The sequence below is a fragment of the Vogesella oryzae genome, assembly GCF_902829295.1.
Lineage (GTDB): Bacteria > Pseudomonadota > Gammaproteobacteria > Burkholderiales > Chromobacteriaceae > Vogesella > Vogesella oryzae.
The window spans coordinates 1-18001 of the sequence record NZ_CADEPL010000005.1; the positions used below are offsets into that span (position 1 = coordinate 1).

At 63.1% G+C, this 18001-nt stretch carries 17 protein-coding genes; 10 read left to right on the forward strand and 7 right to left on the reverse strand.

Translation table 11 applies throughout. The features are described 5' to 3' along the window. The coding region (locus HU218_RS01760) for an ABC transporter permease (protein ID WP_174873230.1) at window positions 1-1673 on the reverse strand (1673 nt) is incomplete at its 3' end. Continuing rightward, window positions 1670-2365, reverse strand: a complete 696-nt coding sequence (locus HU218_RS01765; RefSeq protein WP_174873231.1) for an ABC transporter ATP-binding protein — start codon at window positions 2363-2365, stop codon at window positions 1670-1672. The genes HU218_RS01765 and HU218_RS01760, both read right to left, overlap by 4 nt. Here HU218_RS01765 and HU218_RS01770 point away from each other — a divergent pair. Continuing rightward, window positions 2364-3008 carry an arylesterase gene (locus HU218_RS01770; protein WP_174873232.1) on the forward strand — a complete coding sequence of 215 codons (645 nt, stop codon included), beginning with the start codon at window positions 2364-2366 and terminating at the stop codon, window positions 3006-3008. The genes HU218_RS01765 and HU218_RS01770 overlap by 2 nt on opposite strands. 151 nt (window positions 3009-3159) lie before the next feature. Next, window positions 3160-4386, forward strand: a complete 1227-nt coding sequence (locus HU218_RS01775; protein ID WP_174873233.1) for an MFS transporter — start codon at window positions 3160-3162, stop codon at window positions 4384-4386. Between the two features lie 79 nt (window positions 4387-4465). Here HU218_RS01775 and HU218_RS01780 read toward each other — a convergent pair whose 3' ends face one another. From HU218_RS01780 to HU218_RS01795, 4 genes are all read right to left on the reverse strand, one after another. Continuing rightward, window positions 4466-5080 carry a peroxiredoxin gene (locus HU218_RS01780; protein WP_174873234.1) on the reverse strand — a complete coding sequence of 205 codons (615 nt, stop codon included), beginning with the start codon at window positions 5078-5080 and terminating at the stop codon, window positions 4466-4468. A gap of 244 nt (window positions 5081-5324) precedes the next feature. Next, complete coding sequence (gene aspS / locus HU218_RS01785) at window positions 5325-7118, reverse strand: aspartate--tRNA ligase (RefSeq protein ID WP_174873235.1); 1794 nt, start codon at window positions 7116-7118, stop codon at window positions 5325-5327. A gap of 89 nt (window positions 7119-7207) precedes the next feature. Next, on the reverse strand, window positions 7208-7861 hold the full coding sequence (locus HU218_RS01790) for a DUF502 domain-containing protein (protein ID WP_174873236.1): 654 nt from the start codon (window positions 7859-7861) through the stop codon (window positions 7208-7210). A 7-nt stretch (window positions 7862-7868) separates the two neighbouring features. Next, window positions 7869-8105 (reverse strand): FmdB family zinc ribbon protein, encoded by a 237-nt coding sequence (locus tag HU218_RS01795; protein WP_174873237.1) that lies wholly within the window; start codon window positions 8103-8105, stop codon window positions 7869-7871. 253 nt (window positions 8106-8358) lie between these two features. On the opposite strand from HU218_RS01795, the gene fabI reads away from it, so the two are divergent. From fabI to HU218_RS01810, 3 genes are read left to right on the forward strand one after another with little or no spacing between them, the layout of a single operon-like run. After that, window positions 8359-9135, forward strand: coding sequence for an enoyl-ACP reductase FabI (gene fabI, locus HU218_RS01800; protein ID WP_174873238.1), 777 nt, complete (start codon window positions 8359-8361; stop codon window positions 9133-9135). A gap of 35 nt (window positions 9136-9170) precedes the next feature. After that, the gene (locus tag HU218_RS01805) at window positions 9171-10094 is read left to right on the forward strand and encodes a phosphate acetyltransferase (protein ID WP_174873239.1); all 924 of its coding nucleotides are present in this window, start codon (window positions 9171-9173) and stop codon (window positions 10092-10094) included. 3 nt (window positions 10095-10097) lie between these two features. Beyond that, complete coding sequence (locus HU218_RS01810; RefSeq protein WP_174873240.1) at window positions 10098-11261, forward strand: acetate/propionate family kinase; 1164 nt, start codon at window positions 10098-10100, stop codon at window positions 11259-11261. A gap of 127 nt (window positions 11262-11388) precedes the next feature. Here the strand turns inward: HU218_RS01810 and rpsT are convergent, their stop codons facing one another. Further along, window positions 11389-11655: a 30S ribosomal protein S20 gene (rpsT, locus tag HU218_RS01815; protein WP_174873241.1), complete on the reverse strand. Its 267-nt coding sequence runs from the start codon at window positions 11653-11655 to the stop codon at window positions 11389-11391. 131 nt (window positions 11656-11786) lie between these two features. Here rpsT and murJ point away from each other — a divergent pair, with 131 nt between their 5' ends. The 5 genes from murJ to HU218_RS01840 all read left to right on the forward strand — a co-directional run bounded on the left by murJ (window position 11787) and on the right by HU218_RS01840 (window position 17935). After that, window positions 11787-13328 carry a murein biosynthesis integral membrane protein MurJ gene (gene murJ / locus HU218_RS01820; RefSeq protein WP_174873242.1) on the forward strand — a complete coding sequence of 514 codons (1542 nt, stop codon included), beginning with the start codon at window positions 11787-11789 and terminating at the stop codon, window positions 13326-13328. 82 nt (window positions 13329-13410) lie between these two features. After that, on the forward strand, window positions 13411-14250 hold the full coding sequence (gene queF / locus HU218_RS01825) for an NADPH-dependent 7-cyano-7-deazaguanine reductase QueF (protein ID WP_174873243.1): 840 nt from the start codon (window positions 13411-13413) through the stop codon (window positions 14248-14250). 94 nt (window positions 14251-14344) lie between these two features. Next, window positions 14345-16012, forward strand: a complete 1668-nt coding sequence (gene ettA / locus HU218_RS01830; protein WP_174873244.1) for an energy-dependent translational throttle protein EttA — start codon at window positions 14345-14347, stop codon at window positions 16010-16012. 223 nt (window positions 16013-16235) lie between these two features. Continuing rightward, window positions 16236-16967 carry a transporter substrate-binding domain-containing protein gene (locus HU218_RS01835; RefSeq protein WP_246210696.1) on the forward strand — a complete coding sequence of 244 codons (732 nt, stop codon included), beginning with the start codon at window positions 16236-16238 and terminating at the stop codon, window positions 16965-16967. Between the two features lie 203 nt (window positions 16968-17170). Then, complete coding sequence (locus HU218_RS01840) at window positions 17171-17935, forward strand: transporter substrate-binding domain-containing protein (protein WP_174873246.1); 765 nt, start codon at window positions 17171-17173, stop codon at window positions 17933-17935. The last annotated feature ends 66 nt before the right edge of the window (window positions 17936-18001 follow it).

The window sequence follows — 18001 nt, forward strand, 5'->3', positions numbered from 1 at the left end:
GCATAATCCTCTGCCTTTACCGCGCGGGCGTTGATGCTGAGCAAGCGCGCCCGGGTCATCGGCAACATGGCCGGCGGCGTGCGGCCAACCATGCGGAACAGCCCGGCCAGCGTATCGCGTTGCGGCGGCTGCAGATTGATCAGGAACGTATCCGGCGCATCCGCCGGCAGCGAGCGCTGCCAGGCGCCGATCAGATCGTCGCGCACCACGGGCAGCGTCAGCAGCGCCATCAGGCTCACCGCCAGCGCCGCCACCTGCAGTACCGCCAGTGCCGGCCGCCGCGCCAGATTGGTCAGCCCGTGGCGCCAGCCGCTCTGGCTGCCACTGGCATAGCGCCCCAATGCCCATACCAGCGCCCAGGCCAGCAGCGCCACCACCGCCAGAAAGCCGAACAGCCCGCCCAGCAGCCAGACCGCTAGCGTGGCATCACCCACCTGCCATGCCGCCAGGCCGAGCAATGCGGCCAACGCCAGCAACGGCGCCAGCAGCGAGCGGCCGCTACGCGGCAGATCGGCACGCAATACCGCCAACGCCGGCACCTTGCGCAGCGCCAGCAGCGGCGGCAAGGCGAAGCCGGCCAGCAGGATCAGCGCCGACAGCGGCCCGGACAGCCAGGCCAGCCAACCCGGCGGTGGCAAGCCCTCCCCCAGCCATTGCCGCGCCAGATAGATCAGCAGCGCCTGCACGCCGTAACCGGCCAGCGTGCCCAATACCCCACCCAGCAGCGCCAGCCACAGCAGCAGACTGCCCCACACCGTGGCCACCTCGCGGCTGGTCTGGCCGAAGGCGCGCAACATCGCCACGCTTTGCCAGTGCCGGTTCAGATAACGCCGTACCGCCAGTGCCACCGCCGCCGCGGCCAACGTGACCGACAGTACCGCCGACAGGCCGAGGAAGCGACGCGCCCGCTCCAGTGCCGCGCGGATTTCCGGCCGCGCTTCCTCGATGTCTTCCAGCCGCGCACCGGCCGGCAGCTGCGGTGCCAGCCACAGCCGCATCGCCGCCACCGCCGGCGCCTCGCCGGCGATAAACAGCCGGTAACGCACGCGACTGCCTTCCTGCACCAGGCCGGTAGCCGGCAGGTCGGCCAGATTCAGCATCACCCGCGGCACAAAGTTGTACAGGTCCACCGCGCCGTCCGGTTCGCGCAGGATTTCTGCCGTCAGCCGGAAACTGCGCTGCCCCAGCCGCAGCTCGTCGCCCAGTTGCAAACCCAGCTTCTGCAGCAGGCGGCCATCCGCCCACACCTCGCCTGATGCCGGATGCAGCGCACCTTGTCGGCTGCCGGCGGCGGTGCGCAGCTGTACATTGCCGCGCAGCGGATAGCCGCCATCCACCGCCTTGAGGGTGACCAGCGTGGCCTGGTCGCGGGCAAACACCATCGACGGGAAGCTGGCGCTGTGCGCGGTTTTCAGCTGCCGCGCCGCGGCCTGTTGTTGCCAGGCCGGCGGTGCCGGATTGCGGCTATTGACCACCAGATCGGCCGCCAGCAGCTGGCTGGCCTGGCGCGTCAGCGCGTTGTCGATGCGATCGGAGAAAAACGCCACGCTGCTCATCGCCGCTACCGCCACCAGCAGCGAGAACAGCAACACTGTCAGCTCGCCGGCACGCATCTCGCGCCACAGCAGCCGCGCGCCCATGCGCAGCGACAGTCGCAGGCTGCCGGCGCTCATGCCGCACTCCGCTGCAGCTTGCCGTCCTCCAGCCGGTAGATGGCGCTGCAGCGTGCGGCCAACTCGGCATCGTGGGTCACCAGTACCAGCGCGGTGCCGGCTTCGGCATTCAGTTCGAACATCAGCGCCACGATCTGGCTGCCGGTGGCCGGATCGAGATTGCCGGTCGGCTCGTCGGCAAACAGCACGGTTGGCCGCATCACGAAGGCGCGCGCCAGCGCCACCCGCTGCTGCTCGCCGCCGGACAGGAGGCGCGGGTAGTGCGCCAGCCGTGCGGCCAACCCGACCCGCTGCAACATCGCGGTAGCGGCCTCGCGGGCATCGCGGCGGCCGGCCAGCTCCAGCGGCAGCATCACGTTTTCCAGCGCGGTCAGCTGCGGCAGCAGCTGGAAGTTCTGGAACACGAAGCCGACATGCCGGCGCCGCAGCAAGGCGCGGCCGTCTTCGTCCAGCGCCGTCAGCGATTGGCCGGCCAGCGCCACGTCGCCGGAACTTGCGCTGTCCAGCCCTGCCAGAATGGCCAGCAGCGTGGATTTGCCGCTGCCGGAGGCACCGACGATGGCGACGCTCTCGCCGCCGCGCACCGCCAGCGACACATCATGCAGGATATCCAGCGTCTGGCCGTGGTAATCCACTTGCCGCGCTACGTGGCGCGCGCCGAGAATGACGTCTTGTTGCGAAGGAGTGTTCATGTTGTCTGGTCGATTCAAGTTATGGTCCAGCGCCTGCCGCCGTCTGGCACTGTGCTGCCTGTTACTGCCACTGGCCATCGCCGCACCGGTCGCACAGGCTGCCCGCGTGGTGGTGTTCGGCGACAGCATTTCTGCCGGCTACGGCATCAATCCGGCACAAGGCTGGGTCAAGCTGCTGCAGGACAAGCTAGGCAAACAGCATACGGTGATCAACGCCAGTCTGTCCGGTGAAACGACTGCCGGCGGCCTCAACCGTCTGCCGGCGGTGCTGCAACAGCACCAGCCGGATGTGCTGGTGCTGGAACTGGGCGGCAATGATGGTCTGCGCGGCTTGCCGTTAAGCGAAATGCAGGCCAACCTCAACGCCATGGTGCGGCTGGCCAAGGCTGCCAGGGCACGGGTGATGCTGGTCGGCATGGCGCTGCCGCCAAATTATGGCCCCGAATACGGCAGCAAGTTCCAGCAGGTGTACCGCGAGGTGGCGAAACAGCAGCATGCCACACTGGTACCGTTGCTGGTCGCCGGTTTCGAGCGTGATCTGAGCCAGTTCCAGAATGACGGTATCCACCCGCTGGCGGCGGCACAGCCACGCATGGTGGCCAATGTACTGCCGGCACTGCAGCCGCTGCTGCGCCGGCAGTAATCATCCCTGATTTCAGGCGCCGTGCTGTTCCGGCTTCGGAACGCAGCGTTTTGCGCGGTGCCCCCGCTTTTCATGCATAACGGGTTAATCTTGTGGCGGGCAGCCTGCCCACCCGCCAGTGCGGGCACCTCGTCTCCCACAAGGAAACCCCATGCCAGCCACCCTAGCCCTTACCCTCGGGCGCCGCATTGCCTCTCCGTTTCGCGGCCTGCCGCCCTCGGTCTACATCCAGGTGGTCGCCACCCTGCTGAACACCATGGGCGGCATCGCCAAACTGTTCCTGCCGCTGTTCTTTCTGGAACGCTACCAGTTGTCCTACAGCAGCATCGGCTTGCTGATGAGCTGTTACGGACTGGGCTGCCTGGCCGGTGCCTATGCCGGCGGCGCGCTGTCTGACCGGCTGGACGCCCGCAAATTGACTGCCGCGCTGTTGCTGGCCGGCGGCATCTTCACTTTATGTCTGGCGCTACCGCTGCCGGTATGGGCATTTGTGCCGCTGCTGCTACTGGCCGGTCTGGCCGATGGCGGCTTCCGTCCCGGCAATATGCGGCTGGCACTGGAGCCGTGCAGCCCGGACAAGCGGCCAACCGCGCAAGGAATGTACCGGGTGGCGTTCAACCTCGGCACCTCGCTGGCCGGCATCACCGGCGGCCTGCTGGCGCATTACGGCTACCACTGGGTATTCATTGCGCAGGGCCTGTGCAGCATGCTGGCTTGCGGCTGGATGGTCTGGGCCTATCGTCACTATGGCATTGCCCTGCCGGCAAAACATAGCCACAACGCGACTGCCGCGGCAGACACTAGCGGCTCGCCATGGCGCGACCTGGCCTTCCTGCAGTTTCTGCTTGGCCTGCTGCTGATCGTGGCGGTATTCGACCAGATGTACGGCACGCTGGGGTTGTTCCTGCGCCAGCATTACGGTCTGGGGCCGGAATGGATCGGCTACCTGTTCACCCTCAATGGCCTGATGGTGGTGTGCCTGCAGGTGTGGATCGCCCGCCGGGTTGGCCGCTGGGGGCTGGCGCGCTGCTCGCAGCTGTCGGTGCTGTGCATGGGGTGCAGCTTCCTGCTGCTCAATGCCGGCCAGCAGCCGCTGTGGGCGCTACTGGCGATGGTAGTACTGACCATCGGCGAGCTGCTGATGTCGCCCACCTGGTCGACACTGGTGATGTTGCGCTCGGAAGGACGCCAGCGTGGCCGCTATCTCGGCATCTACAACGCGGCCTGGAGCGGTCGGGCACTGTATGCGCCGGCGCTGGGCACCTGGGCTTACGGCCAGTTCGGCGGCGCCATGCTGTGGTGGTTGTGCGCCGCCATCGGCGTGCTCACCGCGCTGCTGCAGGCCGGACCGTTGCGGCGCATGTTGGCCGCGCAGTAATCGGCGGCCAAACGACAAAAGCCCTGCCGGATGGCAGGGCTTTTTACTGCTCACAACGTTGGCCGCAGCCAGGCGTCGATTACAGGGCGGCGGCGTTTTCAGCTAGGTAGGAAGCCACGCCTTCGGCGGACGGCTTCATGCCTTTCTTGCCCTTGTTCCAGCCAGCCGGGCACACTTCGCCGTGCTCTTCGGTGAACTGCAGGGCGTCAACCATGCGCAGCATTTCGTCAACGTTGCGGCCCAGCGGCAGGTTGTTGACAACCTGGTGCTGTACCACGCCGGACTTGTCGATCAGGAAGGAACCGCGGAAGGCCACGCCACCGTCGGCTTCAACATCGAAGGCCTTGCACAGGTCGTGCTGGATGTCGGCCACCAGGGTGTAACCAACCTGGCCGATACCGCCTTTTTCTACCGGGGTGTTGCGCCATGCTGCGTGGCTGAACTGGCTGTCGATGGACACGCCGATCACTTCCACATTACGGGCCTTGAACTCGGCCAGGCGGTGGTCGAAGGCGATCAGTTCGGACGGGCACACGAAGGTGAAGTCCAGCGGGTAGAAGAACACTACGGTGTATTTGCCGGCGGTAGCATCCTTGAAGGAGTAGTTGTCCACGATCTCGCCGTTGCCCAGCACGGCGGAGAAGGCTTTGGAACCATCAAAGAACGGGGCTTGCTTGCCTACGAGTACGGCCATGAGAATCTCCTTGGGTAAATGACTTGCTGTAATGGGTCGATGTCCGGTGCATGCCGGCTGCTGACGGGTTATAAACGCAGCCTGCCGGCACACTCAAATTGAAATTGCCAATTCCAACCATAGCGACAGGCAATTGCCTGTGGTGTGCGTCTCAAGATAGTAGCTGCCGCCACGATTTCAAGATGCCAGACAAGTAAAAACGGACTCCCGCGGGAGTCCGTTGTGCACTGGCATGCGGCCAACCTTAGGCGGTCGGCTCGGCCTTCTGGCGCAGGCGCAGGTTCAGTTCGCGCAGCTGCTTCTCGTCCACCGCGCCCGGGGCGTTGGTCAGCAGACACTGGGCACGCTGGGTTTTCGGGAAGGCGATCACGTCGCGGATCGACTCGGCACCAGCCATCAGGGTCACCAGACGGTCCAGACCGAAGGCCAGGCCACCGTGCGGCGGCGCACCGAACTTCAGGTTGTCCAGCAGGAAGCCGAACTTGTTCTGCTGCTCTTCCGGCGTGATCTTCAGCGCGGCGAACACCTTCTCCTGCACTTCGGCACGGTGGATACGCACCGAACCGCCACCGATTTCCCAGCCATTCAGCACCATGTCGTAGGCACGGGCCAGGCAAGCGCCCGGATCGGTGTCCATCAGGTCTTCATGGCCCGGCTTCGGGCTGGTGAACGGATGGTGGCAGGCGGTCCAGCGGTCGTCTTCCTCGTCATGCTCGAACATCGGGAAGTCCACCACCCACAGCGGGCGCCATTCTTTCACGAAGTAGCCGCCTTCCAGACCGCGCTCGTGACCGATCTTGATGCGCAGCGCGCCGATCGCCTCGTTCACCACCTTGGCCTTGTCGGCACCGAAGAAGATGATGTCGCCGTTCTGGGCACCGGTACGCTCGATGATGGCCTTGATGCCGTCGGCGGACAGGAACTTGACGATCGGGGACTGCAGGCCCTCTTCGTTCAGCTTGGTGACATCGTTAACCTTGATGTAGGCCAGACCCTTGGCGCCGTAGATGCCGACGAACTGGGTGTAGTCGTCGATTTCCTTGCGGCTGATGGTGGCACCACCCGGTACGCGCAGGGCAACCACACGGCCGTTGGCCATGTCGGCGGCGCCGCGGAACACCTTGAACTCTTCCGACTTCATCACGTCGGTCAGTTCGGTGAACTGCAGGGATACGCGCAGGTCCGGCTTGTCGGAACCGTAGTAGTACATGGCATCGGCGTAGGTCATGCGCGGGAACTTGCCCAGTTCCACGCCCATCACGTCGCGGAAGATTTCCTGCGCCATGTTTTCGGTGATGTCCATGATCTCGTCCTCGTTCAGGAACGAGGTCTCGATATCGATCTGGGTGAATTCCGGCTGGCGGTCGGCACGCAGGTCTTCGTCACGGAAGCACTTGGTGATCTGGTAGTAGCGGTCGAAGCCGGCCACCATCAGCAGCTGCTTGAACAGCTGCGGCGATTGCGGCAGCGCGAAGAACTCGCCCGGATGCACGCGGGACGGTACCAGGTAGTCGCGGGCGCCTTCCGGGGTGGAGCGGGTCAGCATCGGGGTTTCGATGTCGATGAAGCCCTGCTTGTCCAGGTGGTTACGCACGCCCATGGCTACCTTGTAGCGCAGACGCAGGTTCTTCTGCATCGCCGGACGGCGCAGGTCGATGACGCGGTTGGTCAGGCGTACGTTCTCGGACAGGTTCTCGTCGTCGATCTGGAACGGCGGGGTGGCCGCAGCGGTCAGGATTTCGATTTCCTTGGCCAGGATTTCGATCTCGCCGGAGATCATCTTGCTGTTGGCGGTGCCGGCCGGACGCTCGCGCACGATACCGGTGATGGACAGCACGAACTCGTTACGCGCGCTGTCGGCAGTCTGGAACGCTTCCGGGGTGTCCGGGTCGATCACCACCTGCACCAGACCTTCACGGTCACGCAGGTCGATGAAGATCACGCCGCCATGGTCGCGACGACGATGGGCCCAGCCTTTTACCGTAACGGTCTGGCCGAGGTATTTCTTGTCGATGAGTCCGCAATAATCGGTACGCATTGCAATGCCTTATGTGTTGAATTCGGGTAGTTCGGATAACGGGAGCCGGCGCGGAAGCAGGGTTGGCCGCAAGCCTGCGGCCAACCCTGTCAATTTCGCTCGTCGCTCTGTTGCGAGCGGGCGGCGGCGGGAGCAGGCGGCGCCACCACCCCCATCGAAATCACGTATTTCAGTGCTTCGTCCACACTCATGTCCAGCTCGCGGGTCTCGCTTTTTGGCACGATGATGAAGTAGCCGGAAGTCGGGTTGGGCGTGGTCGGCACATATACGCTGACATGATCCTCCTCACCCAGCTCTTCCTTCAACTGGCCGCTCGGTGCGCCAGTCTGGAAAGCCACCGTCCACGCGCCCTGATGCGGGAAACGCACCAGCAGCGCCTTGCGGAACGCCTGGCCGGAGTCGGACAGCAAGGTATCGCTGACCTGCTTCACGCTGTTGTAGATGGTGCTGACTACCGGAGTGCGGGTCAGGATCAGCTGCCACAGGTCCAGCAGCCGCTGCCCCAGCACGTTGGCCGCCATGAAACCGGTCCCCACCAGCACGGCAAACGCCAGCACTACCCCCAACCCCGGAATATCGAAACCGAACAGGCTTTCCGGACGCCAGGAGCGCGGCAACAGGTTGATGGTCTGATCCAGCGTGCCGATGATCAGGTTCAGCACCCACAGCGTAATGGCGATCGGCAACCAGATCAGGATCCCGGTCACCAGATAGCCGCGCAGGGTCATCTTGATGTGTTTCATGTTGGCTTCAGGCACAGCCACCGCCACCACAGCCGCCGCTGCCACAGGCCGGGCCGCTGCCACTGTTCTTGAAGTCAGTCACATACCAGCCATTGCCCTTGAGCTGGAAACCGGCGGCGGACAATTGTTTGGCATAATCACTGCTGCCGCAGGACGGACACTGTGCGATCGGTTCATCGCTCATCTTCTGCAGATGTTCCTTTTGAGCACCACAGGCATCACAACGGTATTCGTAAATCGGCATGTTTTACCACTCCAACTACAACCACGGGGATTATCGAACTATATTGCAGTGCATCAAATCGCACTGCAACAAACAGTTCAGAATAATGGGGCCAGCTTGTCGTAAGGACAAGTCTCGGCTGCCAAACCGGCGATTATATCCGACTGATACGCCAATACAAAAACGGATTCATGGCACTGCAACAGGCACGCGGCAGCATCGACTCTCGATCCATCTTTCATCCTACTGGCAAGCCAGTTCCCAGGAGCACTCCATGACCCAAGCACACCGTCCGCTGGCCGGCAAACGCGGCCTGATCGTCGGCATCGCCAACCAGAACAGCATTGCCTATGGCTGCGCCAAGATCCTGCATGAGCAGGGCGCCGAAGTGGCGATCACCTACCTCAACGACAAAGCCGAGAAATACGTGCGCCCGCTGGCCGAAACAGTAGATGCCAATCTGGTGCTGCCACTGAATGTGGAAATCCCCGGCGAGCTGGAAAAAGTCTTCGCCGCCATTGGCGAAACCTGGGGCGAGCTGGATTTCGTCATCCATTCGATTGCCTACTGCCCGATGGACGACCTGCACGGCCGCGTCACCGACTGCTCGCTGGCCGGCTTCCAGCAGGCGATGCACGTATCCTGCTACTCCTTCATCGAGATGGCGCGGCTGGCCGAGCCACTGATGCCGCATGGCGGCGCGCTGATCACCATGAGCTACTACGGTGCCGACAAGGTGGTGGAAAACTACAACATCATGGGGCCGGTGAAAGCGGCACTGGAATCCAGCGCCCGCTACATGGCACACGAGCTGGGCGCCAGGGGCATCCGCGTGCATGCGGTATCACCGGGGCCGCTGAAAACCCGCGCTGCCAGCGGTATCGCCCACTTCGACCGGCTGATCGACAGTGCAATCGAGCATGCACCGCAGAACCGGCTGGTCGATATTGAAGATGTCGGCAACGTCTGCGCCTTCCTGGTATCCGACGCGGCACGCGCGCTGACCGGCGAGGTTATCTACGTCGATGGCGGCTTCAACATCATGGCCTGATGCGGCCAACGTCCCGTCCTAACCAGGAAGCAATCATGACCCGCGACGAACACGCTTTTGCCGACATCATCGAGCAGGCCCGCGCCAACGGACCACGCCCGATGGCGGTAGCCCATCCGTGCAGCACCGAGGCCCTGCTGGGCGCCGTCGAGGCCGCCGAACAGGGTATTGCCACCCCCATTCTGGTGGCACCGCAAGCCAAACTGCAGAAGTTGGCCGCCACACTGGACATCGACCTCGGCCGCTTCGAAGTCATCGACGTCGAACACAGCCACGCTGCCGCCGAACGCGCGGTGGCACTGGTCCGTGGCGGCTTTGCCGACATGCTGATGAAAGGCAGCCTGCACACCGACGAATTCATGGCCGCAGTGCTGGACCGCAGCAAGGGCATCCGCACCGACCGCCGCGTCAGCCATGTGTTCGTGATGAAGGTAGAAAGCTACCCGCGCTACCTGTTCATTACCGATGCCGCCATCAATATCGAACCGGAGCTGGAAGCCAAGCGCGACATCTGCCAGAACGCCATCGACCTGTGCCATGCACTGGGCATTGCCCAGCCCAAGGTGGCGATCCTGTCGGCGGTGGAAACCATCAATCCCAAGATCCGTTCCACGCTGGATGCCGCCGCGCTGTGCAAGATGGCCGATCGCGGCCAGATCAAGGGCGGGATACTGGACGGTCCGCTGGCCTTCGACAACGCCATCTCGCACGAGGCGGCCGACACCAAGGGCATTACCTCCCCGGTAGCCGGCGAACCGGATATCCTGCTGGTACCGGATCTGGAATCCGGCAATATGCTGGCCAAGCAGCTGACCTACCTGGCGGCGGCCGCCAGCGCCGGCATCGTGATGGGCGCACGCGTGCCCATTATCCTCACCAGCCGCGCCGATGATGCCGCCGGCCGCATCGCGTCGGCAGCGGTGGCCAACGTGCTAGCCGCCAGCCACAAGAAAGCCTGACCCATGAGTAAGGCCCTGATCGCCGTCAACGCCGGTTCCGCCACCCTGAAATTCCGCGCCTACGAAGCCGATGGCCGCACGCTGCTGGCGCGCGGCATGGTGGATCACTTCGGTGCGGAAGGCAGCACGCTGACGCTGGATGCCGCCGGCAAGCGCGAGCAGCTGACCTTGACGAGTGGCAGCCGCGACGAGGCAATCGGGGCCATGCTCAACCTGCTGGCCGACCACGCGCTGCAGCCGCTGGCGGTGGCACACCGCGTGGTGCATGGCGGCGAGCACTACCACGCGCCGGTGGTTCTCACCGCCAGCGTGCTGGATGATCTGGCGGCGCTGATTCCGCTGGCGCCGCTGCACCAGCCGGTCAGCCTGGCGGTGATGTCCGCCTTCGCCCGCCTCGACCCGCAACTGACGCAGATCGCCTGTTTCGACACCGCCTTCCATGCGCGGCAACCGGCCATCGCCACCCGCTTCGGCATTGCCCGCCACTGGCACGACGCCGGCATCCGCCGCTACGGCTTTCATGGTTTGTCATATGCCTCCATCGCCCGCCACTTGCCTGAGCTGGGCCTGGCCGATGCCCGCGTGGTAGTACTGCACCTTGGCAGCGGTGCCAGCGCCTGCGCGCTGCATGCAGGCCAGAGCATTGCCTCCAGCATGGGCTTTTCCGCCGTGGACGGGCTGATGATGGGCAGCCGCCCCGGCAATCTGGACCCGGAAGTGGTGCTGTACTGGATGGAGCACGCCGGCATGGACGTGGCGGCTGTACGGCAGGAGCTGTACAAGAAGAGCGGCCTGCTCGGCGTGTCCGGCCTGTCCGCCGACATGCGCGAACTACTAGCCAGCAAACAGGAATCCGCCCGCGAGGCGGTGGAGCTGTTCTGCTATCGCGCCGCGCGCGAGGTGGCATCGTTGGCCACCGCCATGCGCGGGCTGGACGCCCTCGTGTTCACCGCCGGCATCGGCGAGCGCTCGCCGGAAGTGCGCGGTCGCATCCTGAAACAGCGGGCGTGGCTGGGCTTCGAAGCCGCCCTTGCGGCCAACCTGTCACACGCCACCCGCCTCACTGCCACCGGCAGCCCGCGCCACGCCTACGTACTGGCCACCGACGAAGAAGGCGAAATGGCGCGCCAGGCGGCGGCATTACTGGCTGGCGACGTAGAGTTGTAAACCGGCACAAACCGACAAACAAAAAACCCGCAGCGCTGCGGGTTTTTTGTTGCCCTTACCGGCGCCAGAAACACAAAAGGCCCCGCGATTGCGGAGCCTTTGCGTATTCTTTTGCCGTTTTGGCAGATTAGGCAGCCATTGCCTTAATCTGGGCGGACAGACGGCTCTTATGGCGAGCGGCCTTGTTCTTGTGGAACACGCCCTTGTCAGCGATACGATCGATGACTTTGGTGGAAGCGTGGAAAACGACTTGAGCAGCAGCCTTGTCGCCAGCTTCAACAGCCTTGATTACTTTTTTAACTGCAGTGCGGAATGCAGTACGCAGGCTGGCGTTGTGCGCGCGCTGCTTGAGAGCCTGGCGTGCACGCTTGCGAGCTTGTGCGCTGTTAGCCATGTGTTTCTCCTGATGAGCGGAATCTGAAACCGGCGATTCTAAGCCCTAACATGAGGTTTTGCAACAACAAACCCAGCCGCGTAAACTGGCGGCCATTTTGCCGTTCAAACCAGCCCACACCCAATCAAAACATGAACTTGCTAAAAGCCCTGGCCAGAGTCAGCAGCATGACCCTGGTGTCGCGCATTCTCGGCTTCGTGCGTGACACGATTACCGCGCGCATATTTGGCGCTGGCCTGGCGACCGATGCCTTTTTTGTCGCCTTCAAACTGCCCAACCTGTTGCGCCGTATTTTTGCCGAAGGCGCCTTCTCGCAGGCGTTCGTGCCGGTGCTGGCGGAATACAAGGAGCAGCGCGGCGAAGAAGCCACCCGCGTATTCCTGTCGCACATTACCGGCACGCTGACCCTGGTCCTGGCCGTGGTCACCGCACTGGGCATGTTGGCCGCACCGTGGATCATCTGGATCACCGCCCCGGGCTTTGCCGACAACCAGGGCAAGATGGACCTGACCAGCGAGCTGCTGCGCATCACCTTTCCTTATATTCTGTTCATTTCGCTGTCGTCGCTGGCCAGCAGCGTGCTCAATACCTGGAACCGCTTCTCGGTGCCGGCGTTCACGCCCACGCTGCTGAACATCTCCTTTATTGTCTGTTCGCTGCTGCTGACACCGTATTTCCACCCGCCGGTACTGGTGCTGGGCTGGGCGGTGTTCTTCGGCGGCATCGCGCAGCTGGCCTACCAGCTGCCGCACCTGCGCAAACTCGACATGCTGCCGCTACCACGACTGAACCTGCGTGATGCGGCGGTGTGGCGCGTGATCCGGAAAATGGGCCCGGCCATCCTCGGGGTGTCCATCGCCCAGGTGTCGCTGGTGATCAACACCATCTTCGCCTCCTTCCTCGCCTCCGGCAGCGTGTCGTGGATGTACTACGCCGACCGGCTGATGGAGTTTCCCACCGGCGTGCTGGGCGTGGCGCTGGGGACCATCCTGCTGCCGTCGCTGTCCAAGTACGCCGCGCGTGGCGACGAGGCGCGCGAGGAGTTCAGCCACCTGCTGGACTGGGGTATCCGCCTGTCGCTGCTGCTGGCGGTACCGTCTTCAGTCGGGCTGGCAGTACTGTCCAAGCCGCTGATCGCCACCCTGTTCATGTATGGCAAATTCAGTGCACTGGATGCCGACATGACCCAGCGCGCGCTGATCGCCTACGCGGTGGGCCTCACCGGCCTGATCGTGGTGAAGGTGCTGGCACCCGGCTTCTACGCCCGCCAGAACATCAAGACGCCGGTGAAGATCGGCATCACCACGCTGATCGCCACCCAGCTGATGAACCTGGCCTTTATCGGCCCGCTGGCCCACGCCGGGCTGTCGCTGTCCATCGGCCTCGCTTCCTGCCTGAATGCCGGCCTGCTGTACTACCAGCTGAAAAAGCACGGCATCTACCGCGCGGACACCGGCTGGGGGCGCTTCATCCGCCAGCTGCTGGTTGCCTGCGCGGTAATGGCCGGCGTGCTGCTTGCCATCCAGGCCGGCTTTGCCATCGACTGGCATGGTCATAGCTGGCAGCGCGCGCTATGGCTATTGCTGCTGGTCGTGGTCGGGGCGATCGCCTACTTTGGCGCCCTGTTCGCCCAGGGGCTGCGCCCGCAGCAGTTCATGCGCAGGGTGATCTAGCCCCGCTTGTGCCGCTGACGGCGGCAGACTAGAACAAAACATGCGGCCAACCTGCGGGTTGGCCGCAGCACGAGGAATCGACATGAACCCGACTTACACCCCGGAATTCTCCCCGCTGGGCAAGAAAGTAGACTACCAGGACCACTACGACCCCAGCCTGCTGTTCCCCATCGCCCGCCAGCAAAAGCGCGATGAGATCGGCGTGGCCGAAGGCGCGCTGCCGTTTGCCGGCGTCGACCTGTGGACCGGCTACGAGCTGTCTTGGCTCAACGGCAAGGGCAAGCCGCAGGTGGCCATCGCCACCTTCCGCATTCCGGCCGACAGCCCGCGGCTGATCGAATCCAAGTCGTTCAAGCTGTATCTGAACAGCTATAACCAGACCCGCATCGACAGCTGGCAGCAGGTCGCCGGCCAGCTGGAGCTGGACCTGTCCAACGCCGCCGGCGGCAAGGTGACGGTGAGCCTGCTGTCCCCCGCCGAGTTTGCCCGCGAGCAGATCGTGGAACTGCGCGGCGAGTGCATCGACGAGCTGGACATCGCGGTGGACAACTACGCGCCGTGTCCGGATGCGCTGAAGGCCGATGCGGCCAACATCGTCAGCGAGACGCTGAGTTCGCAGCTGCTGAAATCCAACTGTCTGGTCACCGGCCAGCCGGACTGGGGCAGCGTACAGATCAGCTATACCGGCCCGCAGATCGACCGCGAAACCCTGCTGCGCTACCTGATCGGCTTCCGCCAGCACAACGAATTCCACGAGCAGTGCGTGGAGCGCATCTTTGTCGACGTGCTGCGTGCCTGCGCACCGAGCAAGCTGACGGTGTACGCGCGCTACACCCGCCGCGGCGGGCTGGACATCAACCCGTGGCGCAGCAACGATCAGGCCGCCAGCGCGCCGGCCAATGTGCGTACTGCCCGCCAGTAACGCCGCGGCCAAGGTTGGCCGCAACCCCTGTGCCGCTGTTAAAATCGGCGGCTGACTTTTTTATTGCCAACTGTTTACGGGTAAACCAAACACCATGGCCCAATACGTGATGTCCATGCTCCGCGTGAGCAAAATCGTCCCGCCCAAGCGCCAGATCATCAAGGACATTTCGCTGTCCTTCTTCCCGGGCGCCAAGATCGGCCTCTTGGGTCTGAACGGCGCCGGTAAGTCCACCGTGCTGAAGATCATGGCCGGCGTGGAAAAGGAATACGACGGCGAAGTGCAGTGGCAGCCGAACCTGAACATCGGCTACCTGCCGCAGGAACCGCAACTGGACCCGGAAAAAACCGTGCGCGAGGAAGTGGAAAGCGGCATGGGAGACGTGATGGGCGCGCAAAAACGCCTGGAAGAAGTCTACGCTGCCTACGCCGAGCCGGATGCCGACTTCGACGCGCTGGCCGAGGAACAGGCCAAGCTGGAAGCCATCATCTCCGCCGGTGCCGGCGACAATATCGAACTGCAGCTGGAACTGGCTGCCGACGCGCTGCGCCTACCGCCGTGGGATGCCAAGATCGGCCCGCTGTCCGGTGGTGAAAAACGCCGCGTGGCACTGTGCAAGCTATTGCTGTCCAAGCCGGACATGCTGCTGCTGGACGAACCGACCAACCACCTGGACGCCGAATCGGTGGAGTGGCTGGAACAGTTCCTGGTGCGCTTCCCCGGCACCGTGGTGGCGGTCACCCACGATCGTTACTTCCTAGACAATGCCGCCGAGTGGATTCTGGAACTGGACCGCGGCGAAGGCATTCCGTGGAAGGGCAACTACTCCAGCTGGCTGGAACAGAAGGAGACCCGCCTGGAGCAGGAAGCCAAGGGTGAAGCCGCGCGCATGAAGGCGATGAAGCAGGAACTGGAATGGGTGCGCCAGAACCCGAAAGGCCGCCAGGCCAAGTCCAAGGCGCGTATCGCCCGCTTCGAGGAACTGTCCAGCTTCGAACACCAGAAGCGCAACGAAACCCAGGAAATCTTCATCCCGGTAGCCGAGCGTCTGGGTAACGAAGTCATCGAGTTCGACGGCGTATCGAAAGGCTTTGGCGATCGCCTGCTGATCGACAACCTGTCGTTCAAGGCGCCGCCGGGCGCCATCGTCGGCATCATCGGCCCCAACGGCGCCGGTAAATCCACGCTGTTCAAGATGATTGCCGGTAAGGAACAGCCGGACGCCGGTACGGTGAAAATCGGCCAGACCGTGCAGATGGCTTTTGTCGAGCAGAGCCGCGAAGGCCTGGAAGGCGACAAGACCGTGTTCGAGGACGTGTCCGGCGGCGCCGACATCCTCACCGTGGGCAAGTTCGAGATGTCCAGCCGTGCTTATCTCGGCCGCTTCAACTTCAAGGGCGGCGACCAGCAGAAGAAGGTGGGCATGCTGTCCGGTGGCGAGCGCGGCCGTCTGCACCTGGCCAAGACCCTGCTCAAGGGCGGCAACGTGCTGCTGCTGGATGAACCGTCCAACGACCTGGACGTGGAAACCCTGCGCGCGCTGGAAGACGCGCTGCTGGAGTTTGCCGGCACCGTGTTCGTGATTTCCCACGACCGCTGGTTCCTCGACCGTATCGCCACCCACATCCTGGCGGCGGAAGGCGAATCGCAGTGGACCTTCTTTGACGGCAACTATCAGGAATACGAAGCCGACAAGAAGAAACGCCTGGGCGAGGAAGGTGCCAAGCCCAAGCGCATCCGCTACAAGCCGATCACCCGCTGAAGCACGGCGGCCGTTTTTGTCCGGCCGTGCAGCCCGCGCCACAGTGCGCGGGCTTTTTTCTGTCCGCCTTTCCGATAAGCGACAAATATATATACATTTGCCTCCGTCATTAGCCGTTGCCGGATGGATGCGGTAGAACAGTCAGGCAATTGGCGCAAAGACGCCGTTACCCCCAAAGGAGACTTCATGAACTTCAAGCAAGCACTCGCCCTTGGTGCCCTGTGTGCCCCTGCCCGCCCTGGCCCAGGCCGAAGTAGTCCGCATCGTGACCGATGTCAGCTACCCGCCGTTCTCCAAGCAGTCTGCCGACGGCAGCATCACCGGTTTCGATCCGGACATCGCCCGCGCCGTCTGCGCCGAGGCCAAGCTGCAGTGCGACCTGAAGGCCATGGATTTTGACGGCATCATCCCGGCGCTGCAGGCCAAGAAATACGACGTGGCCATCGCCTCGATGAGCATCACTCCGGACCGCGCCAAGGTGGTGGACTTCAGCGACATGTACTTCAACGTGCCGGGCCGCCTGCTGGCCAAGGAAGGCACCAAGATCGACGACGCCTGGTACAAGGGCAAGAACATCGGCGTGCTGCGTAGCGCGGTGCAGGAACAGGAAGGCAATGCCAAACTGAAGCCGAAGGGCGCCAGCATCAAGATTTACGGCAAGATCACCGATGCGTTCCTGGACCTGTCCAGCCAGCGTCTGGATGCGGTATTCCTGGAATCCACCGTGGGTGAGGAAGACTTCCTGAAAACCCCGAAGGGCAAGGGCTATGCCTTTGTCGGCCCGGTATTCAACGACCCGAAGTACTACCAGGGTTGCGGCATCGCCGTGCAGAAGGGTAACAAGGAGCTGCTGACCAAGATCAACGTGGCACTGAAGAAGATTCTGGCCGACGGTACCTACAAGAAGATCCAGGGCAAGTACTTCAAGAACGATATCTACCCGTTCAAGAACTGATGTCTGCGGCCAACGTTGGCCGCATATCGCTACAAAAACCCCGTGCCCTGCGCGGGGTTTTTTACATTCCGCCACCGCCGGCACAACATGAATTTATCTCATGCCCCAATGGTGATTAATCATTTGTGACACCACAAGCGTGCGATTAGCCTAGCTTCAACGGCCCAGATCGCCGCGACTACAAAAGAGAAATGGAGATCGTCATGAACTGCAAGCATGTCCTCGCGCTGTCCCTGTTGTGCTCCCTGCCGCTGCTGGCCACTGCCCAGACCGTGCGCATCGTTACCGATGTCAGCTACCCGCCGTTCTCCAAGGTCAACCCGGATGGCAGCATCGTCGGCTTCGATCCGGACATCGCCCGCGCCATCTGCGCCGAAGCCAAGCTGCAGTGCGAAGTCAGCACCATGGACTTCGACGGCATCATCCCCGCAGTCCAGGCCAAAAAGTTCGACATGGCCATCGCCTCGATGAACATCACCCCAGAACGTGCCAAGGCGGTGGACTTCAGCGATATGTACTTCAACATTCCGGGCCGCCTGGTCGCCAAACAGGGTACCAAGGTCGACGATGCCTGGTTCAAGGGCAAGACCATCGGCGTGCTGCGCACCTCGATCCAGCGCGAGGAAGCTACCGCCAAGTGGGTACCGAAAGGCGTGAAGCTGAAGCTGTACAGCAAGGTGACCGACAGCTTCCTCGACCTGACCAACCAGCGCCTGGATGCGGTGTACCTGGATGCCAACGTCGGTGACGAGGACTTCCTGCAAAAGCCGATGGGCAAGGGTTACGCCTTTGTCGGCCCGGTCTACAACGATCCCAAGTACTACATGGGCAGCGGCATGGCGGTTCAGAAAGGCAATAAGGAATTGCTCGCCAAGGGGAATGCCGCGTTGAAGAAGATTCTGGCCGACGGCAGCTACAAGAAGATCCAGAACAAGTACTTCAGCTACGACATCTATCCGTTCAAGTAAGCGCCTGATCGTGGCCGGTGTACTGCCGGCCACTCTCCAGCCTCCTTGTTGCCGGGTGCCCTGCCC

Excerpts from the sequence above, each read along its gene's own strand:
- HU218_RS01770 (WP_174873232.1), top strand. The coding sequence starts at position 2,364 with ATGTTGTCTGGTCGATTCAAGTTATGGTCCAGCGCCTGCCGCCGTCTG.
- HU218_RS01765 (WP_174873231.1), bottom strand. The coding sequence starts at position 2,365 with ATGAACACTCCTTCGCAACAAGACGTCATTCTCGGCGCGCGCCACGTA.
- HU218_RS01775 (WP_174873233.1), top strand. The coding sequence starts at position 3,160 with ATGCCAGCCACCCTAGCCCTTACCCTCGGGCGCCGCATTGCCTCTCCG.
- HU218_RS01780 (WP_174873234.1), bottom strand. The coding sequence starts at position 5,080 with ATGGCCGTACTCGTAGGCAAGCAAGCCCCGTTCTTTGATGGTTCCAAA.
- aspS (WP_174873235.1), bottom strand. The coding sequence starts at position 7,118 with ATGCGTACCGATTATTGCGGACTCATCGACAAGAAATACCTCGGCCAG.
- HU218_RS01790 (WP_174873236.1), bottom strand. The coding sequence starts at position 7,861 with ATGAAACACATCAAGATGACCCTGCGCGGCTATCTGGTGACCGGGATC.
- HU218_RS01795 (WP_174873237.1), bottom strand. The coding sequence starts at position 8,105 with ATGCCGATTTACGAATACCGTTGTGATGCCTGTGGTGCTCAAAAGGAA.
- fabI (WP_174873238.1), top strand. The coding sequence starts at position 8,359 with ATGACCCAAGCACACCGTCCGCTGGCCGGCAAACGCGGCCTGATCGTC.
- HU218_RS01805 (WP_174873239.1), top strand. The coding sequence starts at position 9,171 with ATGACCCGCGACGAACACGCTTTTGCCGACATCATCGAGCAGGCCCGC.
- HU218_RS01810 (WP_174873240.1), top strand. The coding sequence starts at position 10,098 with ATGAGTAAGGCCCTGATCGCCGTCAACGCCGGTTCCGCCACCCTGAAA.
- rpsT (WP_174873241.1), bottom strand. The coding sequence starts at position 11,655 with ATGGCTAACAGCGCACAAGCTCGCAAGCGTGCACGCCAGGCTCTCAAG.
- murJ (WP_174873242.1), top strand. The coding sequence starts at position 11,787 with ATGAACTTGCTAAAAGCCCTGGCCAGAGTCAGCAGCATGACCCTGGTG.
- queF (WP_174873243.1), top strand. The coding sequence starts at position 13,411 with ATGAACCCGACTTACACCCCGGAATTCTCCCCGCTGGGCAAGAAAGTA.
- ettA (WP_174873244.1), top strand. The coding sequence starts at position 14,345 with ATGGCCCAATACGTGATGTCCATGCTCCGCGTGAGCAAAATCGTCCCG.
- HU218_RS01840 (WP_174873246.1), top strand. The coding sequence starts at position 17,171 with ATGAACTGCAAGCATGTCCTCGCGCTGTCCCTGTTGTGCTCCCTGCCG.